Here is a 17,645-nt window from a genome sequence, read left to right on the forward strand (position 1 = left end):
GTGAAAGGGTGAAGGCATGAGCGAGATCCGGTTCCCCCTGCCCGACGTCGGCGAGGGCCTCACGGAGGCCGAGATCGTGCAGTGGCGCGTCTCCCCCGGCGATCGCATCGCCCTCGACCAGGTATTCGTCGAGATCGAGACGGCGAAGTCGCTCGTCGAGCTGCCGAGCGCGTTCGAGGGCGTCGTCGCCGAGCTCCTCGTCGAGGAGGGCGCCACGGTCGACGTCGGCACGCCGATCCTCGTGATCCAGACGGATGCCTCGAACGTCGCGGATGCCTCGCCGGCTCCCGCCGCGGCACCCGCCGGTGCCGAGGTCGCGGCGCCTGCGGTTCCCGCACCGGCGACGTCCGTCGAGCCGGCCGCGTCCGCAACGTCCGCGCCGGCTTCGGCCGAGGCACCCGACGGCGGCGGCGCGGTGCTGGTCGGCCACGGCAGCCAGGCGCCGGCTCGCAGCCGCCGGCGCCGGCACCCGTCGCCCGGCGGTGCGCACGAGTCCCTCGCGGTTCCCGCCCCCGCCCCCGCCCCGGCCGCCGCCTCGGCCGCGACCTCGGCCGTGGCATCCGCCGTCGCCGCGGCGAATGCACCGACGGCACCCCAGCTCTCCGCGCCCGGCGTGCCGGTCATCGCGAAGCCGCCCATCCGCAAGCTCGCGAAGGATCTCGGCGTCGACCTGTCGAGGGTCACGCCCACCGGGCCGATCGGCGACGTGACGCGCGACGACGTGATCCGCGAGGCGACCCAGGCGAGCGTCTTCCGCAACATCCAGACGCCCGACCAGCCGACCGATCGCGAGACCCGCATCCCGGTGAAGGGCGTGCGGAAGGCCATCGCGAACGCCATGGTGCAGAGCGCATTCTCCGCGCCGCATGTATCGGTCTTCGTCGATGTCGACGCCTCGCGCACGATGGAGTACATCAAGCGGCTGAAGGCGTCGCCCGACTACGCGGGCGTCAAGGTGTCGCCGCTGCTCATCATGGCCAAGGCGATCATCTGGGCCGTGCGCCGCAACCCGACGGTGAACGCGCAGTGGACCGACGAGGAGATCGTGGTCAAGCACTTCGTGAACCTCGGCATCGCCGCGGCCACCCCGCGCGGACTCATCGTGCCGAACGTGAAGGAGGCGCAGGCGATGAGCCTCGTCGAGCTCGCGACCGCGCTCGAGCAGCTGACGCTCACCGCCCGCGAGGGCAAGACGCAGCCGGCCGAGATGCAGGGCGGCACCATCACGGTGACGAACATCGGCGTGTTCGGCATGGACACCGGCACGCCCATCCTGAACCCGGGCGAGGTGGGCATCGTCGCGCTCGGCACGATCAAGCAGAAGCCGTGGGTCGTCGACGGCGAGGTGCGTCCGCGCTTCGTGACGACGATCGGCGGGTCGTTCGACCACCGGGTGGTCGACGGCGACGTCGCGAGCCGGTTCCTCGCCGACGTCGCGTCGATCATCGAGGAGCCGGCACTCCTGCTCGAGTAGCGCGTCGGCGTTGCGCGCTCGATCGAGCGCCCGGCGCGTCAGAAGCGGAATTCGTAGGTGATCGCACCCTCGACCCGAGCCACCTCGACGAGGCCGGCGGCCTCGAGCGCGCGGCGCGCGGGAACGTTCGCGACCTCGGCCTCGGCGCGCGCGATGCCGCCCCCCGCCGAGCGGATCACGGCGAGCGCCTCGAGCACCGCGAAGACCGCGAGTCCCTGGCCGCGAACGGCGGGCACCAACCCGAACGCGAACTCGACCGCGCCGTCGTCGCCGACCGGCCCGAAGATGTTCACGCCCCCGATCGCGGCGCCGTCGTCGCCGCGCCGCACGAGGTACGGGCCGAAGGGCGCGGGGTCGCCGCCCTCGCGTACGGCGTCGACGTACTGATCGATGAGCTCGGGCTCGTCGATGAAGGAGTACCCACCCTCCCAGCCGTCGTGCAGCCCGATCTCGCCCGACTTGATGCGCTGGGCGTCGGAGAGGGTGAACGGGTGCAACGTGAGGGGGGACGTCGTCGTATCCACGTGCTTCACCATCTCATCTCCTACCGACCGGCGCCACGGCCGTCCACAACACCGTCGCCCGCCTGGCCCACACCACGGGCCTCATTCAGGAAGGAAATCGCGAACGTCGGCGCGTCGGCACCCGGAACGCTGCGTGTTGCTCGGGAATTCCTGAAACGCGGAGCCGGTTCGTGAGTGTGTCGCCGCTGACGCAACTGGTTTTGACAATCATTATCAATTAGCTAGGCTGGATACATGCCCAGCTCGATCCGACCCGTCCCGCGCGCCGTCCGCCTCGTCATCGCCGCCGGCGCCGTCTCCGCCGTCGCGCTCGCGGCCGCGGGCTGCTCCGGCGGCGGGGCATCCGCCGACGACGACGCGGTGCAGGTGGTCGCGACGACCACGCAGGTCGGCGACTTCACGCGCGAGCTGGTGGGGGAGCAGGCCGAGGTGACGCAGCTGCTGCAGCCGGGCGCGAGCGCGCACTCGTTCGACCCGTCGGCCGCGCAGCTTCGCGCGCTCGCCGATGCCGACGCGCTCGTCGTCAACGGCGCCGGCCTCGAGGAGTGGCTCGACGACGCGGTCGCGGCATCCGGATTCGACGGCGTGCTGGTCGACGCGAGCGAGGGCGTCGAACTCCACGGCACGCACGAGCACGATCACGACGACGCTGCGCACGACGATGCCGACGCCGACGCGGCGCACGATCACGAGACGGATGCCTCGGCCGAGGCATCCGGCGACGACCACGACGGCCACGACCACGCCACCGGCAACCCGCACATCTGGACCGGCCCCGCCCTCGCGGAGCAGATGGTCGGCACCATCGCGCACGGCCTGGCCGACGTGCCCGGCCTCGACCCCGCCGGCGTCGAGGCGAACGAGGAGGCGTACCTCGAGCGCGTGCGCGCCCTCGAGGCGTGGATCGACGAGAACGTCGACGCGGTGCCGGTCGCCGATCGCCTGCTCGTGACCAACCACGACGCGTTCACCTACTTCGTCGACGCGTACGACGTCACCTTCGTCGGCAGCGTCATCCCGAGCTTCGACGACAATGCCGAGCCGAGCGCCGCCGAGATCGACGACCTCGTCGAGAAGATCCGCGAGACGGGCGTGCAGGCCGTGTTCTCCGAGGCATCCATCTCGCCGAAGGCGGCCGAGACGATCGCGCGCGAGGCCGGCGTCACCGTGTACTCCGGCGACGACGCCCTCTACGGCGACTCGCTCGGCGTGGCCGGCAGCGAGGGCGCCACCTACCTCGGCAGCCAGGTGCACAACGTTCGGCTCATCCTCGAATCGTGGGGCGTCGAGCCTTCCCCGGTGCCCGCCGCACTGGAAGACTGACCGCATGACCGACCGGCCCGTGCTGCGACTGCGTTCCGCGGCGTTCACGCACCCCGGCGGAGCCGGGGTGTCCGGGCTCGACCTCGACATCCGCGCGGGCGAGGCCGTCGCGCTCATCGGCCCGAACGGCGCCGGCAAGTCGACGCTGCTGAACGGCTTGCTCGGCCTCGTGCCTCGCACGGCCGGCACGGTGGAATACGCAGGTCACCCGCATGCCGCCGTCGGCATGATCGGCGTCCTGCCGCAGTCGGCCGATCTCGACCCCGACTTCCCGATCAGCCTCGAGCAGGTCGTGATGCAGGGCCGGTACCGCCGGCTGGGCCTGTTCCGCTGGCCCGGCCGCGCCGACCGCGCGGCCGTCGCCGACGCCCTCGCCGCCGTCGGCCTGACCGAGCTCGCGAAGCGTCGCTTCGGCGACCTCTCAGGCGGGCAGCGCCAGCGCGGACTGCTCGCACGGGCGCTCGCCGGCGAACCGAGCCTGCTGCTGCTCGACGAGCCGTTCAACGGCCTCGACCAGCAGAACCGCGACGCGCTCATCCAGACGCTGCGCGACCTCAAGGCTCGCGGCGTCGCGGTGATCGTCTCGACGCACGACCTCGAGCTCGCCCGCCTCGTGTGCGACACGGTCGTGCTCGTGAACGGCGAGCAGCTCGCCCACGGCCCGGTCGACGACGTGCTGACGCTCGGCAACCTGCAGGAGTGCTTCGAGGGCACCGAGATCGAGATCGACGAGCACACGCTCGTCGTCCCCGGTCACGAGGGCCACTGAGGTCGCGCCCGGCATGGACCTCTGGGACTCGCTGTTCACCGCGTTCGAGCTGCCGTTCATGGCGCGCGCGCTCGGGGTGATGCTCGTGCTCGCCGTGGTCGCCGGCGTCGTCGGCGTGCTGGTGAACCTGCGCGGGCTCGAGTTCATCAGCGACGGCCTCACCCACGCCGTGTTCCCCGGCCTGGCCATCGGGTTGGCCGTCGGCGGCACCGCAGGTCTCCTGCCGGGCGCCGCGATCGCCGCGCTCGGCGCGGCCGTCATCCTCACCTGGCTCTCGCGCGCGGGCGTCGCCTCGGATGCCGCGATCGCCATCGTGCTCACCGCGACGTTCAGCGTCGGCGTGATCGTCGTCTCGCGCAGCGACGACTACGCCGGCCAGCTCGAGGCGCTCCTGTTCGGGCGCGTGCTCACCATCCCGCCCGCCGAGGTCGTGCCGCTCGTCGTGGTGAGCCTCGTCGCCCTCGGCGCGGTGCTGCTGACCCTCAAGCAGCAGCTGTTCCGCGCGTTCGACGCGCGCGCCAGCCGCGCCGCGGGCGACCGCGGGTTCGTGCTCGACCTCGTGCTCAACGGCGCCGTCGCGCTCGTGGTCGTCGCGGCCGCGTCCACGGTCGGCACCCTGCTCGTGCTCGCGCTGCTCATCGTGCCCGGTGCTGTCGCACGCCTGGCCACCGACCGACTCTGGCTGCTGTTCCCGGTCGCCGGCGGCTTCGCCGCGCTCGGCGCGTGGCTCGGCCTCGCGGCCGGGTACGGGGCATCCGTCGGCGGGGGAGTGGACCTGCCCGCAGGCGCGACCGTCGTCGCCGCGTTCGTCGTCGGATATGCCCTCGTGCTCGTCGTCGCGTGGGCGGCCGGACGCGTCACGACCGGGCGCTCGAGCGGCCGGGCCGCCGGACGCGCCGATCGCGCCGGCGCCGCCCCCGCGGCCGCCCGCACGGCGGGGAGTGCGCGCTGATGGGCTACTTCGAGCGGGCCATGCTCGCGGCCATCGTCATCGGCGCAGGGGCCGGCTTCGTGGGCGCGCTCGTCGTACTGCGCCGCCGCACGTTCTTCGCGCAGGCGCTCACGCACGCGACCTACCCCGGCGCGGTCGCGGCCGCGGCGCTCGGCGTCAGCGTGCCGCTCGGGGCCGCCGTGGCATCCGTCGTCATCGTCGCGATCATGGCCGGCATCGCGCGCATCCGGCGGCAAGGGGCCCAGGTCGCCGCGGGCATCGTGCTCACCGGCGGATTCGCCGCCGGAGCGCTGCTGCAGGCGGCTTTGCCCGGCCTGCCCGTGCAGCCCGAGTCGCTGCTCGTGGGGTCGATCCTGACCGTGACCGACGCCGACATCCTGCTCGCTGCGGTCGTCGCGGTCGCCGCCGTCGTGCTGGTCGCGGCCTTCGGCCGGCGCATCGCGTTCTCGACCTTCGACCCCGCGGGCTTCCGGGCGGCGGGCTTCCGCGAGTGGCCCATCGAGGTGCTCGTGCTCGGGCTCATCGCGGCATCCGTCGTCAGCTCGCTGCCCGCGGTCGGCGCGATCCTCGCGATCGCGCTCATCGCAGCCCCCGCCGCGGCCGCGCGGCTCGTCGTGCGTTCCTACCGCGGCGTGCTGTTCGCGGCACCGGTCATCGGCGCGGCATCCGGCATCGTCGGCGTGCTCGCGTCGCGAGCATTCGCGATCGCCGCCGGCCCCGCGATCGCACTGGCGGCGACCGGATGCTTCGCGATCGCGCTGGGGGCCTCCCAGCTGCGACGGCTACCGTGGAGGGGCCGGTCCATCCCGGTCGAGACCGCGGAGGAAGCACGAATCGCATGAAACGCAACACGTGGCAGCGCGAGGCCGTCCGCGAGGCGCTCGACGGCACCGAAGGATTCATCAGCGCGCAGGCGCTGCACTCCGCCCTGCACGCGAGCGGATCGCCCATCGGACTCGCGACCGTCTACCGGGCGCTCGGCGACCTCGCATCGACCGGAGAGGCCGACTCGCTGCAGTCGCCCGACGGCGAGGCGCTCTACCGCGCGTGCAGCACGACCGGCCACCACCACCACCTGATCTGCCGCAACTGCGGGCTCACGGTCGAGATCTCGGCCGAGCCCGTCGAGGAGTGGGCGAAGGGCGTCGCGGCCGAGCACGGGTTCACCCAGGCCGCGCACGTCGTCGACGTGTTCGGGCTCTGCGCCGCGTGCACGAAGCTGCAGGCGGGGGCCTGACCTCACCCGATCGGGGGTGATTCCCTCCCCGGCCCGATCACGCTAGTGTCGGCACCGGATGCCTCGGGGGAGACCTTCGCCACGCGTTCCCATCGCGTACGCGGGAGCGGGCCGCTCCGGGCATGGTGAGGGGGGTCACCATGGTTCAAGACAGCGAGCTCGAGCCGACGTTCACCCGGGTGGGGGAGTCCACGACGGCGAGGTACACGCGCATACCCGACGGCGAGATGCTGCCGGCCACGGCGTATCGGGTCATCCACGACGAGTCGATGCTCGACGGCAACGCGCGGCTGAACCTCGCGACCTTCGTCGGCACCTGGATGGACGAGTACGCCGACAAGCTCTACCGCGACGCGTTCGACAAGAACATGATCGACAAGGACGAGTACCCGGCGACGGCCGCGATCGAGGAGTACTGCTGGCGCATCCTCGGCGACCTCTGGAACGCACCCGACCGCGACGACGTCATCGGCACGTCGACGATCGGCTCCTCCGAGGCGTGCATGCTCGGCGGCCTCGCGCTCAAGCGCCGCTGGCAGCACGCGCGCCGCGAGGCGGGCGCCTCGACCGAGAAGCCGAACCTCATCATGAGCTCGGCCGTGCAGGTCTGCTGGGAGAAGTTCTGCAACTACTTCGACGTCGAGATGCGGTTCATCCCGACGTCCGACGAGCACCCGCTGATGGATGGCACGGGGCTCGAGGACGTCGTCGACGAGAACACGATCGGGGTCGTCGTGCTCATGGGCGTGACCTACACGGGCGCCTACGAGCCGGTCGCGAAGGTCGCGGCGAAGCTCGACGAGATCCAGGCCAAGACCGGCCTCGACATCCCGATCCACGTCGACGGGGCATCCGGGGCGATGGTCGCGCCGTTCCTGCAGCCAGACCTCGAGTGGGACTTCCGCGTGCAGCGCGTGCAGTCGATCAACACGTCGGGCCACAAGTACGGGCTCGTCTACCCGGGCGTCGGCTGGGTGGTGTGGCGCTCGGTCGCGGCGCTGCCCGACGACCTCGTCTTCCGCGTCAGTTACCTCGGCGGCTCGATGCCGACGTTCGCGCTCAACTTCTCGCGCCCCGGCGCGCAGGTGCTGCTGCAGTACTACCGGTTCATCCGGCTGGGCCGGGCCGGGTATACCGCGATCCAACAGGCGACGCAGGACGTGGCGCGGTTCCTCGCGCACGAGATCGGCGCGCTCGAACCGTACGAGCTGCTCACCGACGGCAGCGACATCCCCGTCTTCGCCTGGCGACTGAAGGCCGGCCACACCGACAAGTGGACGCTCTACCACCTGTCGGAGCGGCTGCGGATCAAGGGCTGGCTGGTGCCGGCGTACCCGCTCTCGGGCGACCAGTCCGACCAGACCGTCATGCGCATCGTCTGCCGCAACGGACTCAGTCGTGACCTCGCCGAGGACCTGCTGCGCGATGTCCGCGAGGAGACCGACTTCCTCGACGCGCTCGACAGCCCGATGCCACATCCGGGACTCGGTCCGACGTTCCACCACTGAGGTCGACGAGACCGATGAGCCAGGCCGCGCCCGCGCGCGTCCGCCGGCTGCGTCGCGAGGCCTGGGGCTTCGCGATCGGCTCGCTCTGCTTCCTCGTCGGCGCGCTGCCCTGGTACGCCGGGTGGGCGGGCGCGGTGTGGACCAATGCGACCTTCTTCGTCGGATCGCTCTGCTTCACGGCTGCCGCCTTCGTGCAGTTGAGCCTCAGCGGCCGCCGCCCGCCACGCGGCGGCACGAACAGCGCCGACCGCGCCGACTGGTGGGCCGCAGCGGTCCAGTTCGCGGGGACGCTGCTGTTCAACGTGTCGACCGCAGCCGCGCTCGCCGCGGCGATCGCCCGCCCCGACGCGGTCGGCGTCGGATGGCGGCCGGATGCCTGGGGCTCGGTGGCGTTCCTCGTCTCCAGCACGCTCGCCGTCGTCGCGACGAGGGACCGCGGCCGATTGTGGGACCGCGACGCGCGCACGTGGCACGGCACGGTGCTGAACCTCGTCGGCTCGCTCGCGTTCGGCGTCTCCGCGATCGGCGCCTACGTGCTTCCGGCGACGGATGACCCGCTCAGCGAGCCGTGGGCGAACGGCGGCACCGCGATCGGTGCGCTCTGCTTCCTCGTCGCGGCCCTGCTGTCGCGTCGTTCGATCGATCGGGATGCCGCGACGGATTCCCTGCACGGCACCGGGACTGGCACCATCTGATGGATGGATGCGCTGGTCTGGGTCTCGGAGTGGGAGTTCGCCTGCTGCGGCGAACCCGGTCGAGCGTGGGGCGGATACGCTCCGGTCTGATATGATCGACGTTTGGCTGGGCACTTCCACTGCCCAGACCGTAGACGTTCCCCGTATCTAACCGAGCAATCGGTGGGGGTCGCCTGCAGACAAGAGACCTTGGGAGGGGCATCCGCCCCTCGGTACTGGAGGAAAGAACAATGGCAGCAGTGTGCCAGGTGACCGGAGCCGTTCCCGGCTTCGGTCACAACATCTCGCACTCGCACCGCCGGACGAAGCGTCGCTTCGACCCGAACGTGCAGAAGAAGACGTACTACGTGCCGTCGCTTCGTCGTAACGTCACCCTGAACGTGTCCGCCAAGGGCATCAAGGTGATCGACGCCCGCGGCATCGAGTCCGTCGTCAAGGACATCCTGGCTCGGGGGGTCAAGCTCTAATGGCCAAGCAGCAGGACATCCGTCCCATCATCAAGCTCCGTTCGACGGCCGGCACCGGGTACACCTACGTGACCCGCAAGAACCGTCGCAACAACCCCGACCGCCTCGTGCTCAAGAAGTACGACCCCGTGGTGCGCAAGCACGTCGACTTCCGAGAGGAGCGCTAAGACATGGCGAAGAAGAGCAAGATCGCGCGCAACGAGCAGCGCAAGGTGATCGTCGACCGCTATGCGGCGAAGCGCCTCGAGCTGAAGAAGGCGCTCGTCGACCCCAACGGCACCGACGAGACCCGCGAGGCCGCTCGCGTGGGCCTGCAGAAGCTGCCCCGCAACGCGTCGCCGGTCCGCCTGCGCTCGCGTGACGCCATCGACGGCCGCCCCCGTGGCGTGCTCACCAAGTTCGGTGTCTCGCGTGTCCGCTTCCGCGACATGGCGCACCGTGGCGAGCTGCCCGGCATCACCAAGTCGAGCTGGTAAGCACCGACTCCTGCAGAGGGGCGTCCCGGGTTCTCCCGGGGCGCCCCTCTTGCGTCGGGCGGACGTGCGCAGAACGAGACGAGCCGTCGCGGTGCGTCCTGCTCGCCACGGTGCGGCGACTTCCTCGCACCGTCGCGAGCAGGTCGCACGGCGGCGAGTGCGGATGCCGCAGCGGATGCCCCGAACGCGACACGCCGGGGCCAGAGTGCCCGAACGGGCCGGAAATCCGCGTGATTCCGCGGAACTCTGTTACATTCGAGGCGGCCTGATCGGCCGCGGGGGCGGTTGGACGATCGTTCCCGAGTTCTTCAAACAAAGTGCTGTGTGATGCAGCGAACGTCCGAGGAGGACATTCAATGGCTGACAAGTCGCTGAACAAGACCGAGCTCGTCGCGAAGATCGCCGCGTCGACCGGGCAGAGCCAGGCCACGGTCGACTCCGTGCTGGGCGGTCTCTTCGAGGCGCTCGCGGAGGCCGTCGGCTCGGACACCAAGGTTTCGATCCCCGGCTGGCTCGCCGTCGAGCGCACCTCGCGCGCCGCGCGTACGGGCCGCAACCCGCAGACGGGCGCCACCATCGAGATCCCGGCCGGCCACTCGGTCAAGGTCTCGGCCGGTTCGAAGCTGAAGGCTGCCGCGAAGTAGTCGAAGACGCTCTTCGAGACCGAGGGGGCGAGCGGCATCGGCCGCCCGCCCCTTCGGCGTCCCCGGGCCGGGCGTCCGGGCGCCGAGTTCCCAGCACGCTCGCCTAGGCTTGTGCGGTGCCCCGCTCCGCCCGCGTGCTCGGCCCCGCCGCGCTCCTCGCCGTCGCCGTCCTGACGACGGTCGCCGGCCTCGCCTTCTCCGGTGGTGCGGCCCCCCTCCAGCTCCAGGATCCCGGCCCCGCGGTTCGGTGGGGGCTCCCGATCGCCAAGCTGTTCGTCGACCTCGGCGCGGCGGGCATGATCGGCGCGCTCGTGCTCGCGATCTGGGCGCTGAGCCCCAAGAAGCCCGAGTTCGACGCCGCCCTCGACGTGGCCGCGGCATCCGCTGCCGTGCTGACGGTCGCGAGCGCCGCGACCGCGCTGTTCACGTTCCTCGATGTGACGGGCGAACCGCTCGACCTCGGCGACGCGTTCGGGCAGAAGCTCGGACAGTTCCTCACGAGCATCCCGCTCGGGCAGGCGTGGCTCACGACGACCCTCATCGCCGCCGCGGTCACCGTGCTGTGCTTCGCCGTGCGCAATCACACCGCGCTCGTCTTCGTCGCCGTGCTCGCGGTGGTGAGCCTCGTGCCGCTCGCCCAGCAGGGCCACGCGGCCGGCGCCGCCGGCCACAACGCCGCGGTGACCGCGCTCGGCCTGCACCTCGTGTTCGCCGCCGCCTGGCTCGGCGGCCTGCTGACGCTGGTGCTGCTGCAGGGTCGGCTCGGCGCACGGCTGCCGGTCGTGCTCGCGCGCTACTCGTCGGTCGCGCTGATCTCGTTCATCGTCGTGGCCGTCTCGGGGTACGCGAGCGCGGCGCTGCGCATCGGCGACTGGCCGCAGCTGACCACGCCGTACGGCGTGCTGGTGATCGGCAAGGTGGCCGCGCTGATCGCCCTCGGCCTGTTCGGCGCGCTCCAGCGGCGCTGGCTCATCGCGCGCATCACGCGCGGCGTCGCATCCGAGGGGGCGGATGCCGCGAGCCGCGGCCGCGGCACGTTCTGGCTGCTCGTGGTCATCGAACTCGGGTTCATGGGCATCGCGTCGGGGCTCGCAGCCGCCCTCGCGCGCACCGCGACGCCGGTGTCGGAGGATGCCGCGGGCACGCTCGCGCGGACTCCCGCCGAGATCCTCACCGGCGAGCCGCTGCCGCCCGCCCCCGATTGGTGGCGCTACTTCACCGAGTGGAACCCCGACCTCATCTGGCTGCTCGCGGCGGGCTTCGGCATCTTCTTCTACCTCGCCGGGGTCCGCCGGCTACGCCGCCGGGGCGATTCGTGGCCGGTCTACCGGACGATCCTGTGGGTCGCGGGCCTGCTGCTGCTCGCCTGGGTGACCTCGGGCGGCATCAGCGCGTACGAGCAGTACCTGTTCTCGTCGCACATGCTCGGGCACATGCTGCTCACCATGGGCATCCCCGTGCTGCTCGTGCCCGGCGCGCCAGTGACGCTCGCAGCCCGGGCCATCCACCGTCGCGACGACGGCAGCCGCGGCGGCCGCGAGTGGATCCTGCTCGCGGTGCACTCGAGGTTCGCATCGATCATCGCGAATCCGATCGTCGCGGCCGTGCTGTTCGCCGGCTCGCTCTGGGTGTTCTACTACTCGCCGCTGTTCCGCTGGACGATGCTCGACCACATCGGGCACGAGTGGATGATCGCCCACTTCCTCATCACCGGGTACCTCTTCGTGCAGTCGCTCATCGGCATCGATCCGGTGCCGTACCGGTTGCCGTACGCGTTCCGGCTCGTGCTGCTGCTCGGCACCATGGCGTTCCACGCGTTCTTCGGGCTGTCGATCATGCTGAGCTCGGGCATCCTGCTCGCCGACTGGTACGGCGCGATGGGGTGGGGCACCGACGCCCTCCTCGACCAGCAGCTCGGCGGCGGCATCGCGTGGTCGATCGGCGAGATCCCGACCGTCGCGCTCGCGATCACCGTCGCGATGCAGTGGTCGCGTTCCGACGAGAAGGAGTCGAAGCGCCGCGATCGCCACGCCGACCGCACGGGCGACAGCGAGCTCGAGGAGTACAACGCGCGGCTGCAGGCGCTCGCGGAGCGCGACGGGTAAGGGCGGGAACCCCTACTTCAGCTGCACCGAGATCGAGCCGTCGGCGCGGATGCGGGCGTCGAGCGAGATCGTGAAGGTGCGATCCTCTTCCAGCGTGTACTCGTCGCCGTCGAACAGCGACTGCAGCTCGACCGAGAGGTGCGCGACTCCGGCCGTCGGCGGCATCTCGAACGCGTCCTCGCCGGGGATCAGGGTGACGATGGGGTAGGCCGAGATCGACCAGGACGGATCGCTCAGGACGCGGTCGTCGATCTCGACGCCGAACGGGCAGTCGGTGGGGAACAGCGTGGGCTGGGTCGCGCAGTCGTCGAGGAACTGGTTCAGCTGCGACTGCACGCGTTCGACGAACGCGGGTGTCGCCTGCGAGTCGACCGTCACCGCTCCGCGGGTCGACGGCTCGACCGCGAGGTCGACCGGCTGCGCGGTCAGCAGCACGTCGTCGTAGGCGAACGAGTAGACGGCGGGCGCGACGACGAGGTAGGGCGCGGTCTGGTCGAACGCGGCGAGCTCTTCGCCGGTCTTGCGCGCCCGGGTGTCGAGGGTGAGCGTGCCCACCGTGAAGAACGGGTTGTGCGCCGCGGTGACGTCGACGACCGCGATCGGGCTGACGGCGAACTCCCACCGGTTCAGCACGCCGTAGAGCGGGTCGATCGGCCGGACCTGGAACGTCGTCGTGAGGATCGCCGCCTCGAGCCGGTAGGAGGCGGTGACACTGCGCGTGCCGTCGTCGTTCGCGACGTCTTCGACGATCTCGATGTCTTCGGGGGCGGCCGTCGCGACGCCCGAACGCTGCATCGCGGTCGACACGTCGGCCGGCAGGCCGAGCGCCGCGAGTTCCTCGGCGTCGAGGGCGACGCCCGGAGTCGCCGCCGCGCGGGCGAGATCGTCGTCGGCGATGGCCTCGAGGTAGCGCTCGATGAAGTTGGAGGCGCCGTACAGGGTCTGGTTGAGCGAGCCGAGCGCCGCGAGGAAGGTCGTGACGACCAGTGCCGCGAGCCCGGTCCAGCCGAGCACGGCGAGCCAGGACACGCGTCCTGTACGATCCGTCCGGCTCCCCACCCGCCCAAGTCTATGTCGGGCCCTGCCGGTGAACCGGAGCTGTGACCCCAGGTTCCGACCGCCGTCCCCAGGTTCCGCAGCCCGCCCGGAGCGTCACCGGGCAGCAGGGTTACAGTGGACCGTGCCCGACGTGATCCTCAGCCCCGAGCAGGCGGCGGTCTACCACGCGATCGAGCACACGCGCGAGCACGTCTTCGTGACGGGCCGGGCCGGAACCGGCAAGTCGACCCTGCTCACCCACCTCAACTGGCACACGCAGAAGCAGATCGTGATCTGCGCGCCGACCGGCGTCGCGGCCCTGAACGTCGGCGGGCAGACGATCCATTCGCTGTTCCGCCTGCCGATCGGCGTCATCGCCGACCACGACATCGACCAGAACGACACGGTCCGCAAGATCCTCAACGCCATGGACACGCTCGTCATCGACGAGGTGTCGATGGTCAACGCCGACCTGATGGACGCGATGGACCGCTCGCTCCGCAAGGCGAGGCAGCGGGCCGCCGAGCCGTTCGGCGGGGCCCAGGTGGTGCTGTTCGGCGACCCCTACCAGCTCGCACCGGTGCCGGGCGACGGCGACGAGCGACGCTACTTCCAGGACACGTACCGCTCGATGTGGTTCTTCGACGCGAACGTCTGGCGTGAGGCATCCCTTCGCATCTACGAACTCGGCGAGGTGCACCGCCAGCACGACGACGCGTTCAAGCACATGCTGAACGCGGTGCGGCACGGCATGGTCACGGCCGAGATCGCCGGCGTGCTGAACACGACGGGTGCGCGCCGGCCGCTGCCCGAGCACGGCGCGATCACGCTCGCGACGCGCAACGACGCGGTCACGCGAATCAACCGCACGCAGCTGCATCGCCTGCCCGGCCAGTCGCAGGCGAACGAGGCCGAGGTCAACGGCGACTTCGGGGGCCGCGCGTTCCCGGCCGACGAACGCCTCGAGCTGAAGGTGGGTGCGCAGGTGATGTTCCTGCGCAACGACACGATGGTGCGGGGCGACGGTCCACGCTGGGTGAACGGCACGATCGGCACGGTGACCTCGCTGGCGCGCGAGGTGCGTGTCGAGGTCGACGGCGAGGAGCACGAGGTCGAGCCGGTCACCTGGGAGAAGTACCGGTACTCGTGGGACTCGGGTCGCAAGAAGCTCGAGAAGGAGATCGTGGCCGAGTTCACCCAGTTCCCGCTCCGGCTGGCGTGGGCGGTCACGATCCACAAGTCGCAGGGCGCGAGCTATGACACGGCGATCGTCGACCTCGGAGGCCGCGTGTTCAGCCCGGGTCAGACCTACGTCGCGCTCAGCCGCCTGACCAGCCTCGACGGGCTCTACCTCGCGCGCCCGCTGCGACCGAACGACATCATCGTCGACGCCGACGTCGAGCGGTTCATGTCGGGCGCGATCCGCGAGCTGGGCCCGGTTCCCGAGACGACGGCACCGTAACCGGCGCCGTCCCTGCCGGCGCGGCCGCCCGCGGCGCGGTGACGGCCCCTGACGGCTCCTCGGCGCTCGCCGGGTTAGAATCGCACCGGACACGCTAGGGGGCTACGTGGGCCGTATGGGGGATCGGCACCGTCGCGCAGGGATCGCGACGGCCGCCGGCGTGCTCGCCGCCGTCCTCGCGATGAGCGGATGCGTCGGTGGCACGGTCGATCCGGAGGCGCGGTACGGCGGGGTCGACACGGCCATCGCGGGCGATTCGGCGGCTGCGTTCCAGCAGGTGCTCGCCGACGCCGTCGCGCTGAGCGGGTCGAGCGGCGGCCTCGCCACGATCCATGCGCCGTGGGCGGGGGAGTGGGAGGGCGTCGCCGGCGTCGTCGCCTTCGACGAGGGAGCCGCACCCGTGGAGCCCGATGACGACTTCCACCTCGCGGGCGTCACGACGGAGCTCACGTGCCTCGTGCTGCTCCGCCTCGCCGACATCGGCACGGTCGCGCTCGACGACGAGGTCGAGGAGTACCTCGACGACCTCCCCGGCATCGAGGGCATCACCCTCGAGCAGCTCTGCCGGCACACCTCGGGCATCGCCGATTACCAGCCGACGCTGCAGCGCCACTTCGTGCAGAATCCCGAGCGCGCGTGGGCGCGCATGGAGCTCGTCTCCGCGGGCCTCGCGCTGCCGCGCGTCGGGGCGCCGGGCGAAGCGCACTCGCCCTCGAACACGGGCATCCTGCTGCTCGCGCTCGCCCTGGAGCGGGCCGCGCACAAGCCCTGGCCCGACCTCCTGCGCGACCAGGTCACGGGCCCGCTCGGACTCGACGAGACCGTGGTCCCGGCCACCGACGACGTGGTGCACGCCGATGCGCTCGGCGCGTACGCGACCCTGCCGGGCCCCGACGGCGCGCCCGACTGCGCCACGCGCACGGATGACTCGCGCCAGTCGAGCTCGATGGGCGGAGCGGCATCCGGTGCGCTCTCGTCGCTCGACGATGCGGCCACGCTGAGCCTCGCGTTCGCGTCGGGTTCGCTGCTGAGCGAACACTCGTTCCGCGAGCAGTGGACGACCGACCCCCTTCCGAACACCGAGACGTGGGTCTCGCAGGGGGTGGGCGGCCGCCAGTACGGGCCGCTGCGCGGCACGGCCAGTGCCGGTGTCGGGGCCCTCACCGCGGCCTTCACCGATCCCGAGAGCGGGCTGACCGTGGTCGTCGCGCTCAACAACTCGAGCTCGGGTGCCGACTTCGTCCGCGAGACGGCGTTCGCCCTGGCATCCCTCGCATCGAAGCTGCCGCCCGCCGACGGCGAGACGCAGCCCCTCATCGAACTGCCCTGGTCGATCGACCAGGCGAAGGAGAAGATGTCGCAGCTCGCGCGCTGCTCGACACCCGTGCAATAGCCCGCCGCGGCCGCGGCGGACGGCTCTATCGAAGGAGGCCGGACATGTGCCGGTGGCTGGCATATTCGGGCGAGGCGATCCACCCCGCCCTGCTCATCCTCGAACCGCGGCACTCGCTCGTCGCGCAGTCGCTGAACTCGCCGCTCGGCGCCGAGACGGTGAACGGCGACGGGTTCGGCGTGGGCTGGTATCCGAGCACCGATGCCCTGATGCCCGAGCCGGCGCTGTTCCACAGCATCGAGCCGGCGTGGCACGACGAGAACCTCCGCGAGCTCACGCAGGCGATCGACTCACCGCTGTTCTTCTCGCACGTGCGTGCGGCGGCGGGGCCGCCGATCCAGCAGACGAACTGCCATCCGTTTCGCCACGGGCGGTGGATGTTCATGCACAACGGCGTCATCGCGCATGCGCCGCGCCTGCGGCGCGACCTGATGATGGCGCTCGATCCCGAGCTGTTCCCGCTGGTGCACGGCACGACCGACTCGGAGGTCGTGTTCTACCTCGCGATCACGTACGGGCTGCAGGAGGATCCCGTCGCCGGGCTCGGCCGGGCGCTCCGGCACGTCGAGGAGATCGCCGAGGCGCACGGCGTCCGCGACGTCGTGCAGGGCACCTTCGCCGTGTCCGACGGCGAGACCATCTGGGCGTTCCGGTACTCGAGCATGCACAAGTCGCGCACGCTCTACTACTCGGTCGACATGCCGACGCTGCAGGAGATGTATCCGGAGGTCGATCGCCTGCGCCTCTTCGGCGCCCGGGCGAGGGTCGTGGTCTCCGAGCCGCTGACCGATCTTCCCGGTGCATTCGTCGAGGTGCCCGAGTCGACCGTCGTGACGATCGACGCCGGCGGCGGCTACCGGGAGGCGCCCTTCCTGCGCGACGACGCGGCGTAGGGCGCGGGCGTCACGCCGGCGGGCGGATGCCTCGCGGCTCCGCCGCCTCGGCCGTCGCGGCAGCTCGCGCGCTGGTGCGCCGCGCTCGGTCGTGTTGGGTCAACTCGTAATACACGAGCCCATCGCGTTCGCCGATGCGGCGCATGCCCGCCTTCTCGAGGACCCGCTGCGACCCGAGGTTCTCCTGGCTCGTGTCCGCGGTCGCCCGGAGCACCCGGCCGGTTCCGAACGCGTGGGCGAGCACCGCGCGCAGCGCCTCGGTGGCGTAGCCGCGACCCTCGACGTCGGGCACGACCCCGTAGCCCAGCGCCACGACGCCGTCGGCGTCCGGAGGCCCGAAGCAGCCGATGCCGCCGACGACCAGGCCGGTGGCGCGCTCGACGATCTGCAATGGCCCGAACAGCGGCTCGACGGGCGGGTCGCCGAGCGCCGTCCGCGCCACGTCCCGGTCGTCCTCCCGCGGGTAACCGGCTGCCCACGGCTGGCCCACGCGCTCGTGCGACGCGACCCGTTCGGCCTGCTCCCGCGACAGCGGTCGCAGCAGCAGCCGGGGCGTCTCGATCGTCGCAGACTCCGTCATCGACCCACCCGCGTGAGCATCATCCCGACCTCCTCGTGAGAGCCGCGGTCTGCGACGCCTCCGGCGTCGACAGGTCCGGGCCGCCCGACCAAAGGGCCGACCGGC

At 71.3% G+C, this 17,645-nt stretch carries 19 protein-coding genes; 16 read left to right on the plus strand and 3 right to left on the minus strand.

The genetic code is table 11. From position 1 onward, the window contains the following. Positions 1 to 16: 16 nt before the first annotated feature. Entirely contained in the window at positions 17 to 1,474 is a 1,458-nt protein-coding gene (locus GE115_RS03980; RefSeq protein ID WP_153683511.1) for a dihydrolipoamide acetyltransferase family protein, read from the plus strand. A 38-nt stretch (positions 1,475 to 1,512) separates the two neighbouring features. Here the strand turns inward: GE115_RS03980 and GE115_RS03985 are convergent, their stop codons facing one another. Next, positions 1,513 to 2,010: a GNAT family N-acetyltransferase gene (locus GE115_RS03985; protein ID WP_153683512.1), complete on the minus strand. Its 498-nt coding sequence runs from the start codon at positions 2,008 to 2,010 to the stop codon at positions 1,513 to 1,515. 222 nt (positions 2,011 to 2,232) lie between these two features. Between GE115_RS03985 and GE115_RS03990 the strand changes: the two genes are divergently transcribed. The 12 genes from GE115_RS03990 to GE115_RS04045 all read left to right on the plus strand — a co-directional run bounded on the left by GE115_RS03990 (position 2,233) and on the right by GE115_RS04045 (position 12,174). Next, positions 2,233 to 3,321 carry a metal ABC transporter substrate-binding protein gene (locus GE115_RS03990; RefSeq protein ID WP_153683513.1) on the plus strand — a complete coding sequence of 363 codons (1,089 nt, stop codon included), beginning with the start codon at positions 2,233 to 2,235 and terminating at the stop codon, positions 3,319 to 3,321. 4 nt (positions 3,322 to 3,325) lie between these two features. After that, positions 3,326 to 4,090 (plus strand): metal ABC transporter ATP-binding protein, encoded by a 765-nt coding sequence (locus GE115_RS03995; protein WP_153683514.1) that lies wholly within the window; start codon positions 3,326 to 3,328, stop codon positions 4,088 to 4,090. A gap of 13 nt (positions 4,091 to 4,103) precedes the next feature. After that, complete coding sequence (locus GE115_RS04000; RefSeq protein ID WP_153683515.1) at positions 4,104 to 5,042, plus strand: metal ABC transporter permease; 939 nt, start codon at positions 4,104 to 4,106, stop codon at positions 5,040 to 5,042. Continuing rightward, a complete protein-coding gene (locus GE115_RS04005; protein WP_153683516.1) occupies positions 5,042 to 5,884 on the plus strand; it encodes a metal ABC transporter permease in 843 nt (280 codons plus the stop codon). Before GE115_RS04000 ends, GE115_RS04005 begins: the two co-directional genes overlap by 1 nt. Further along, positions 5,881 to 6,279, plus strand: coding sequence for a Fur family transcriptional regulator (locus GE115_RS04010; RefSeq protein WP_153683517.1), 399 nt, complete (start codon positions 5,881 to 5,883; stop codon positions 6,277 to 6,279). The genes GE115_RS04005 and GE115_RS04010 overlap by 4 nt, the downstream gene beginning before the upstream one ends. 140 nt (positions 6,280 to 6,419) lie before the next feature. Continuing rightward, entirely contained in the window at positions 6,420 to 7,787 is a 1,368-nt protein-coding gene (gene gad, locus GE115_RS04015; RefSeq protein ID WP_246190536.1) for a glutamate decarboxylase, read from the plus strand. A 14-nt stretch (positions 7,788 to 7,801) separates the two neighbouring features. Continuing rightward, positions 7,802 to 8,482: a hypothetical protein gene (locus GE115_RS04020; protein ID WP_153683519.1), complete on the plus strand. Its 681-nt coding sequence runs from the start codon at positions 7,802 to 7,804 to the stop codon at positions 8,480 to 8,482. Positions 8,483 to 8,712: 230 nt separating this feature from the next. Then, a complete protein-coding gene (gene rpmB / locus GE115_RS04025) occupies positions 8,713 to 8,949 on the plus strand; it encodes a 50S ribosomal protein L28 (protein ID WP_127794959.1) in 237 nt (78 codons plus the stop codon). Continuing rightward, a complete protein-coding gene (gene rpmG / locus GE115_RS04030; protein WP_021760158.1) occupies positions 8,949 to 9,116 on the plus strand; it encodes a 50S ribosomal protein L33 in 168 nt (55 codons plus the stop codon). Before rpmB ends, rpmG begins: the two co-directional genes overlap by 1 nt. A 3-nt stretch (positions 9,117 to 9,119) precedes the next feature. Further along, on the plus strand, positions 9,120 to 9,425 hold the full coding sequence (gene rpsN, locus GE115_RS04035) for a 30S ribosomal protein S14 (RefSeq protein ID WP_153683520.1): 306 nt from the start codon (positions 9,120 to 9,122) through the stop codon (positions 9,423 to 9,425). A 356-nt stretch (positions 9,426 to 9,781) separates the two neighbouring features. Further along, on the plus strand, positions 9,782 to 10,069 hold the full coding sequence (locus GE115_RS04040) for an HU family DNA-binding protein (RefSeq protein WP_153683521.1): 288 nt from the start codon (positions 9,782 to 9,784) through the stop codon (positions 10,067 to 10,069). Positions 10,070 to 10,185: 116 nt separating this feature from the next. Continuing rightward, on the plus strand, positions 10,186 to 12,174 hold the full coding sequence (locus tag GE115_RS04045; protein WP_312854881.1) for a bifunctional copper resistance protein CopD/cytochrome c oxidase assembly protein: 1,989 nt from the start codon (positions 10,186 to 10,188) through the stop codon (positions 12,172 to 12,174). Between the two features lie 12 nt (positions 12,175 to 12,186). Here the strand turns inward: GE115_RS04045 and GE115_RS04050 are convergent, their stop codons facing one another. After that, positions 12,187 to 13,203, minus strand: coding sequence for a hypothetical protein (locus GE115_RS04050; RefSeq protein ID WP_153683522.1), 1,017 nt, complete (start codon positions 13,201 to 13,203; stop codon positions 12,187 to 12,189). Between the two features lie 151 nt (positions 13,204 to 13,354). Here GE115_RS04050 and GE115_RS04055 point away from each other — a divergent pair, with 151 nt between their 5' ends. The 3 genes from GE115_RS04055 to GE115_RS04065 all read left to right on the plus strand — a co-directional run bounded on the left by GE115_RS04055 (position 13,355) and on the right by GE115_RS04065 (position 16,960). Next, positions 13,355 to 14,674 carry an ATP-dependent DNA helicase gene (locus GE115_RS04055; protein ID WP_312854882.1) on the plus strand — a complete coding sequence of 440 codons (1,320 nt, stop codon included), beginning with the start codon at positions 13,355 to 13,357 and terminating at the stop codon, positions 14,672 to 14,674. 115 nt (positions 14,675 to 14,789) lie between these two features. Further along, complete coding sequence (locus GE115_RS04060; RefSeq protein WP_153683524.1) at positions 14,790 to 16,067, plus strand: serine hydrolase domain-containing protein; 1,278 nt, start codon at positions 14,790 to 14,792, stop codon at positions 16,065 to 16,067. A 44-nt stretch (positions 16,068 to 16,111) separates the two neighbouring features. Further along, positions 16,112 to 16,960, plus strand: a complete 849-nt coding sequence (locus tag GE115_RS04065; protein WP_153683525.1) for a class II glutamine amidotransferase — start codon at positions 16,112 to 16,114, stop codon at positions 16,958 to 16,960. A gap of 10 nt (positions 16,961 to 16,970) precedes the next feature. Here the strand turns inward: GE115_RS04065 and GE115_RS04070 are convergent, their stop codons facing one another. Next, positions 16,971 to 17,540 (minus strand): GNAT family N-acetyltransferase, encoded by a 570-nt coding sequence (locus tag GE115_RS04070; protein WP_153683526.1) that lies wholly within the window; start codon positions 17,538 to 17,540, stop codon positions 16,971 to 16,973. Positions 17,541 to 17,645: the final 105 nt, after the last annotated feature.

This window comes from Agromyces agglutinans (assembly GCF_009647605.1).
Classification (GTDB): Bacteria; Actinomycetota; Actinomycetes; order Actinomycetales; family Microbacteriaceae; genus Agromyces; species Agromyces agglutinans.

What these genes read in the sequence shown, in the direction of transcription:
- GE115_RS04070 (WP_153683526.1), bottom strand. Translation starts at nt 17,540, where the DNA reads ATGACGGAGTCTGCGACGATCGAGACGCCCCGGCTGCTGCTGCGACCG.
- GE115_RS03990 (WP_153683513.1), top strand. Translation starts at nt 2,233, where the DNA reads ATGCCCAGCTCGATCCGACCCGTCCCGCGCGCCGTCCGCCTCGTCATC.
- GE115_RS04060 (WP_153683524.1), top strand. Translation starts at nt 14,790, where the DNA reads ATGGGGGATCGGCACCGTCGCGCAGGGATCGCGACGGCCGCCGGCGTG.
- rpmG (WP_021760158.1), top strand. Translation starts at nt 8,949, where the DNA reads ATGGCCAAGCAGCAGGACATCCGTCCCATCATCAAGCTCCGTTCGACG.
- gad (WP_246190536.1), top strand. Translation starts at nt 6,420, where the DNA reads ATGGTTCAAGACAGCGAGCTCGAGCCGACGTTCACCCGGGTGGGGGAG.
- GE115_RS03980 (WP_153683511.1), top strand. Translation starts at nt 17, where the DNA reads ATGAGCGAGATCCGGTTCCCCCTGCCCGACGTCGGCGAGGGCCTCACG.
- GE115_RS04040 (WP_153683521.1), top strand. Translation starts at nt 9,782, where the DNA reads ATGGCTGACAAGTCGCTGAACAAGACCGAGCTCGTCGCGAAGATCGCC.
- GE115_RS04010 (WP_153683517.1), top strand. Translation starts at nt 5,881, where the DNA reads ATGAAACGCAACACGTGGCAGCGCGAGGCCGTCCGCGAGGCGCTCGAC.
- rpmB (WP_127794959.1), top strand. Translation starts at nt 8,713, where the DNA reads ATGGCAGCAGTGTGCCAGGTGACCGGAGCCGTTCCCGGCTTCGGTCAC.
- GE115_RS04020 (WP_153683519.1), top strand. Translation starts at nt 7,802, where the DNA reads ATGAGCCAGGCCGCGCCCGCGCGCGTCCGCCGGCTGCGTCGCGAGGCC.
- rpsN (WP_153683520.1), top strand. Translation starts at nt 9,120, where the DNA reads ATGGCGAAGAAGAGCAAGATCGCGCGCAACGAGCAGCGCAAGGTGATC.
- GE115_RS03995 (WP_153683514.1), top strand. Translation starts at nt 3,326, where the DNA reads ATGACCGACCGGCCCGTGCTGCGACTGCGTTCCGCGGCGTTCACGCAC.
- GE115_RS04005 (WP_153683516.1), top strand. Translation starts at nt 5,042, where the DNA reads ATGGGCTACTTCGAGCGGGCCATGCTCGCGGCCATCGTCATCGGCGCA.
- GE115_RS04000 (WP_153683515.1), top strand. Translation starts at nt 4,104, where the DNA reads ATGGACCTCTGGGACTCGCTGTTCACCGCGTTCGAGCTGCCGTTCATG.
- GE115_RS04065 (WP_153683525.1), top strand. Translation starts at nt 16,112, where the DNA reads ATGTGCCGGTGGCTGGCATATTCGGGCGAGGCGATCCACCCCGCCCTG.
- GE115_RS03985 (WP_153683512.1), bottom strand. Translation starts at nt 2,010, where the DNA reads ATGGTGAAGCACGTGGATACGACGACGTCCCCCCTCACGTTGCACCCG.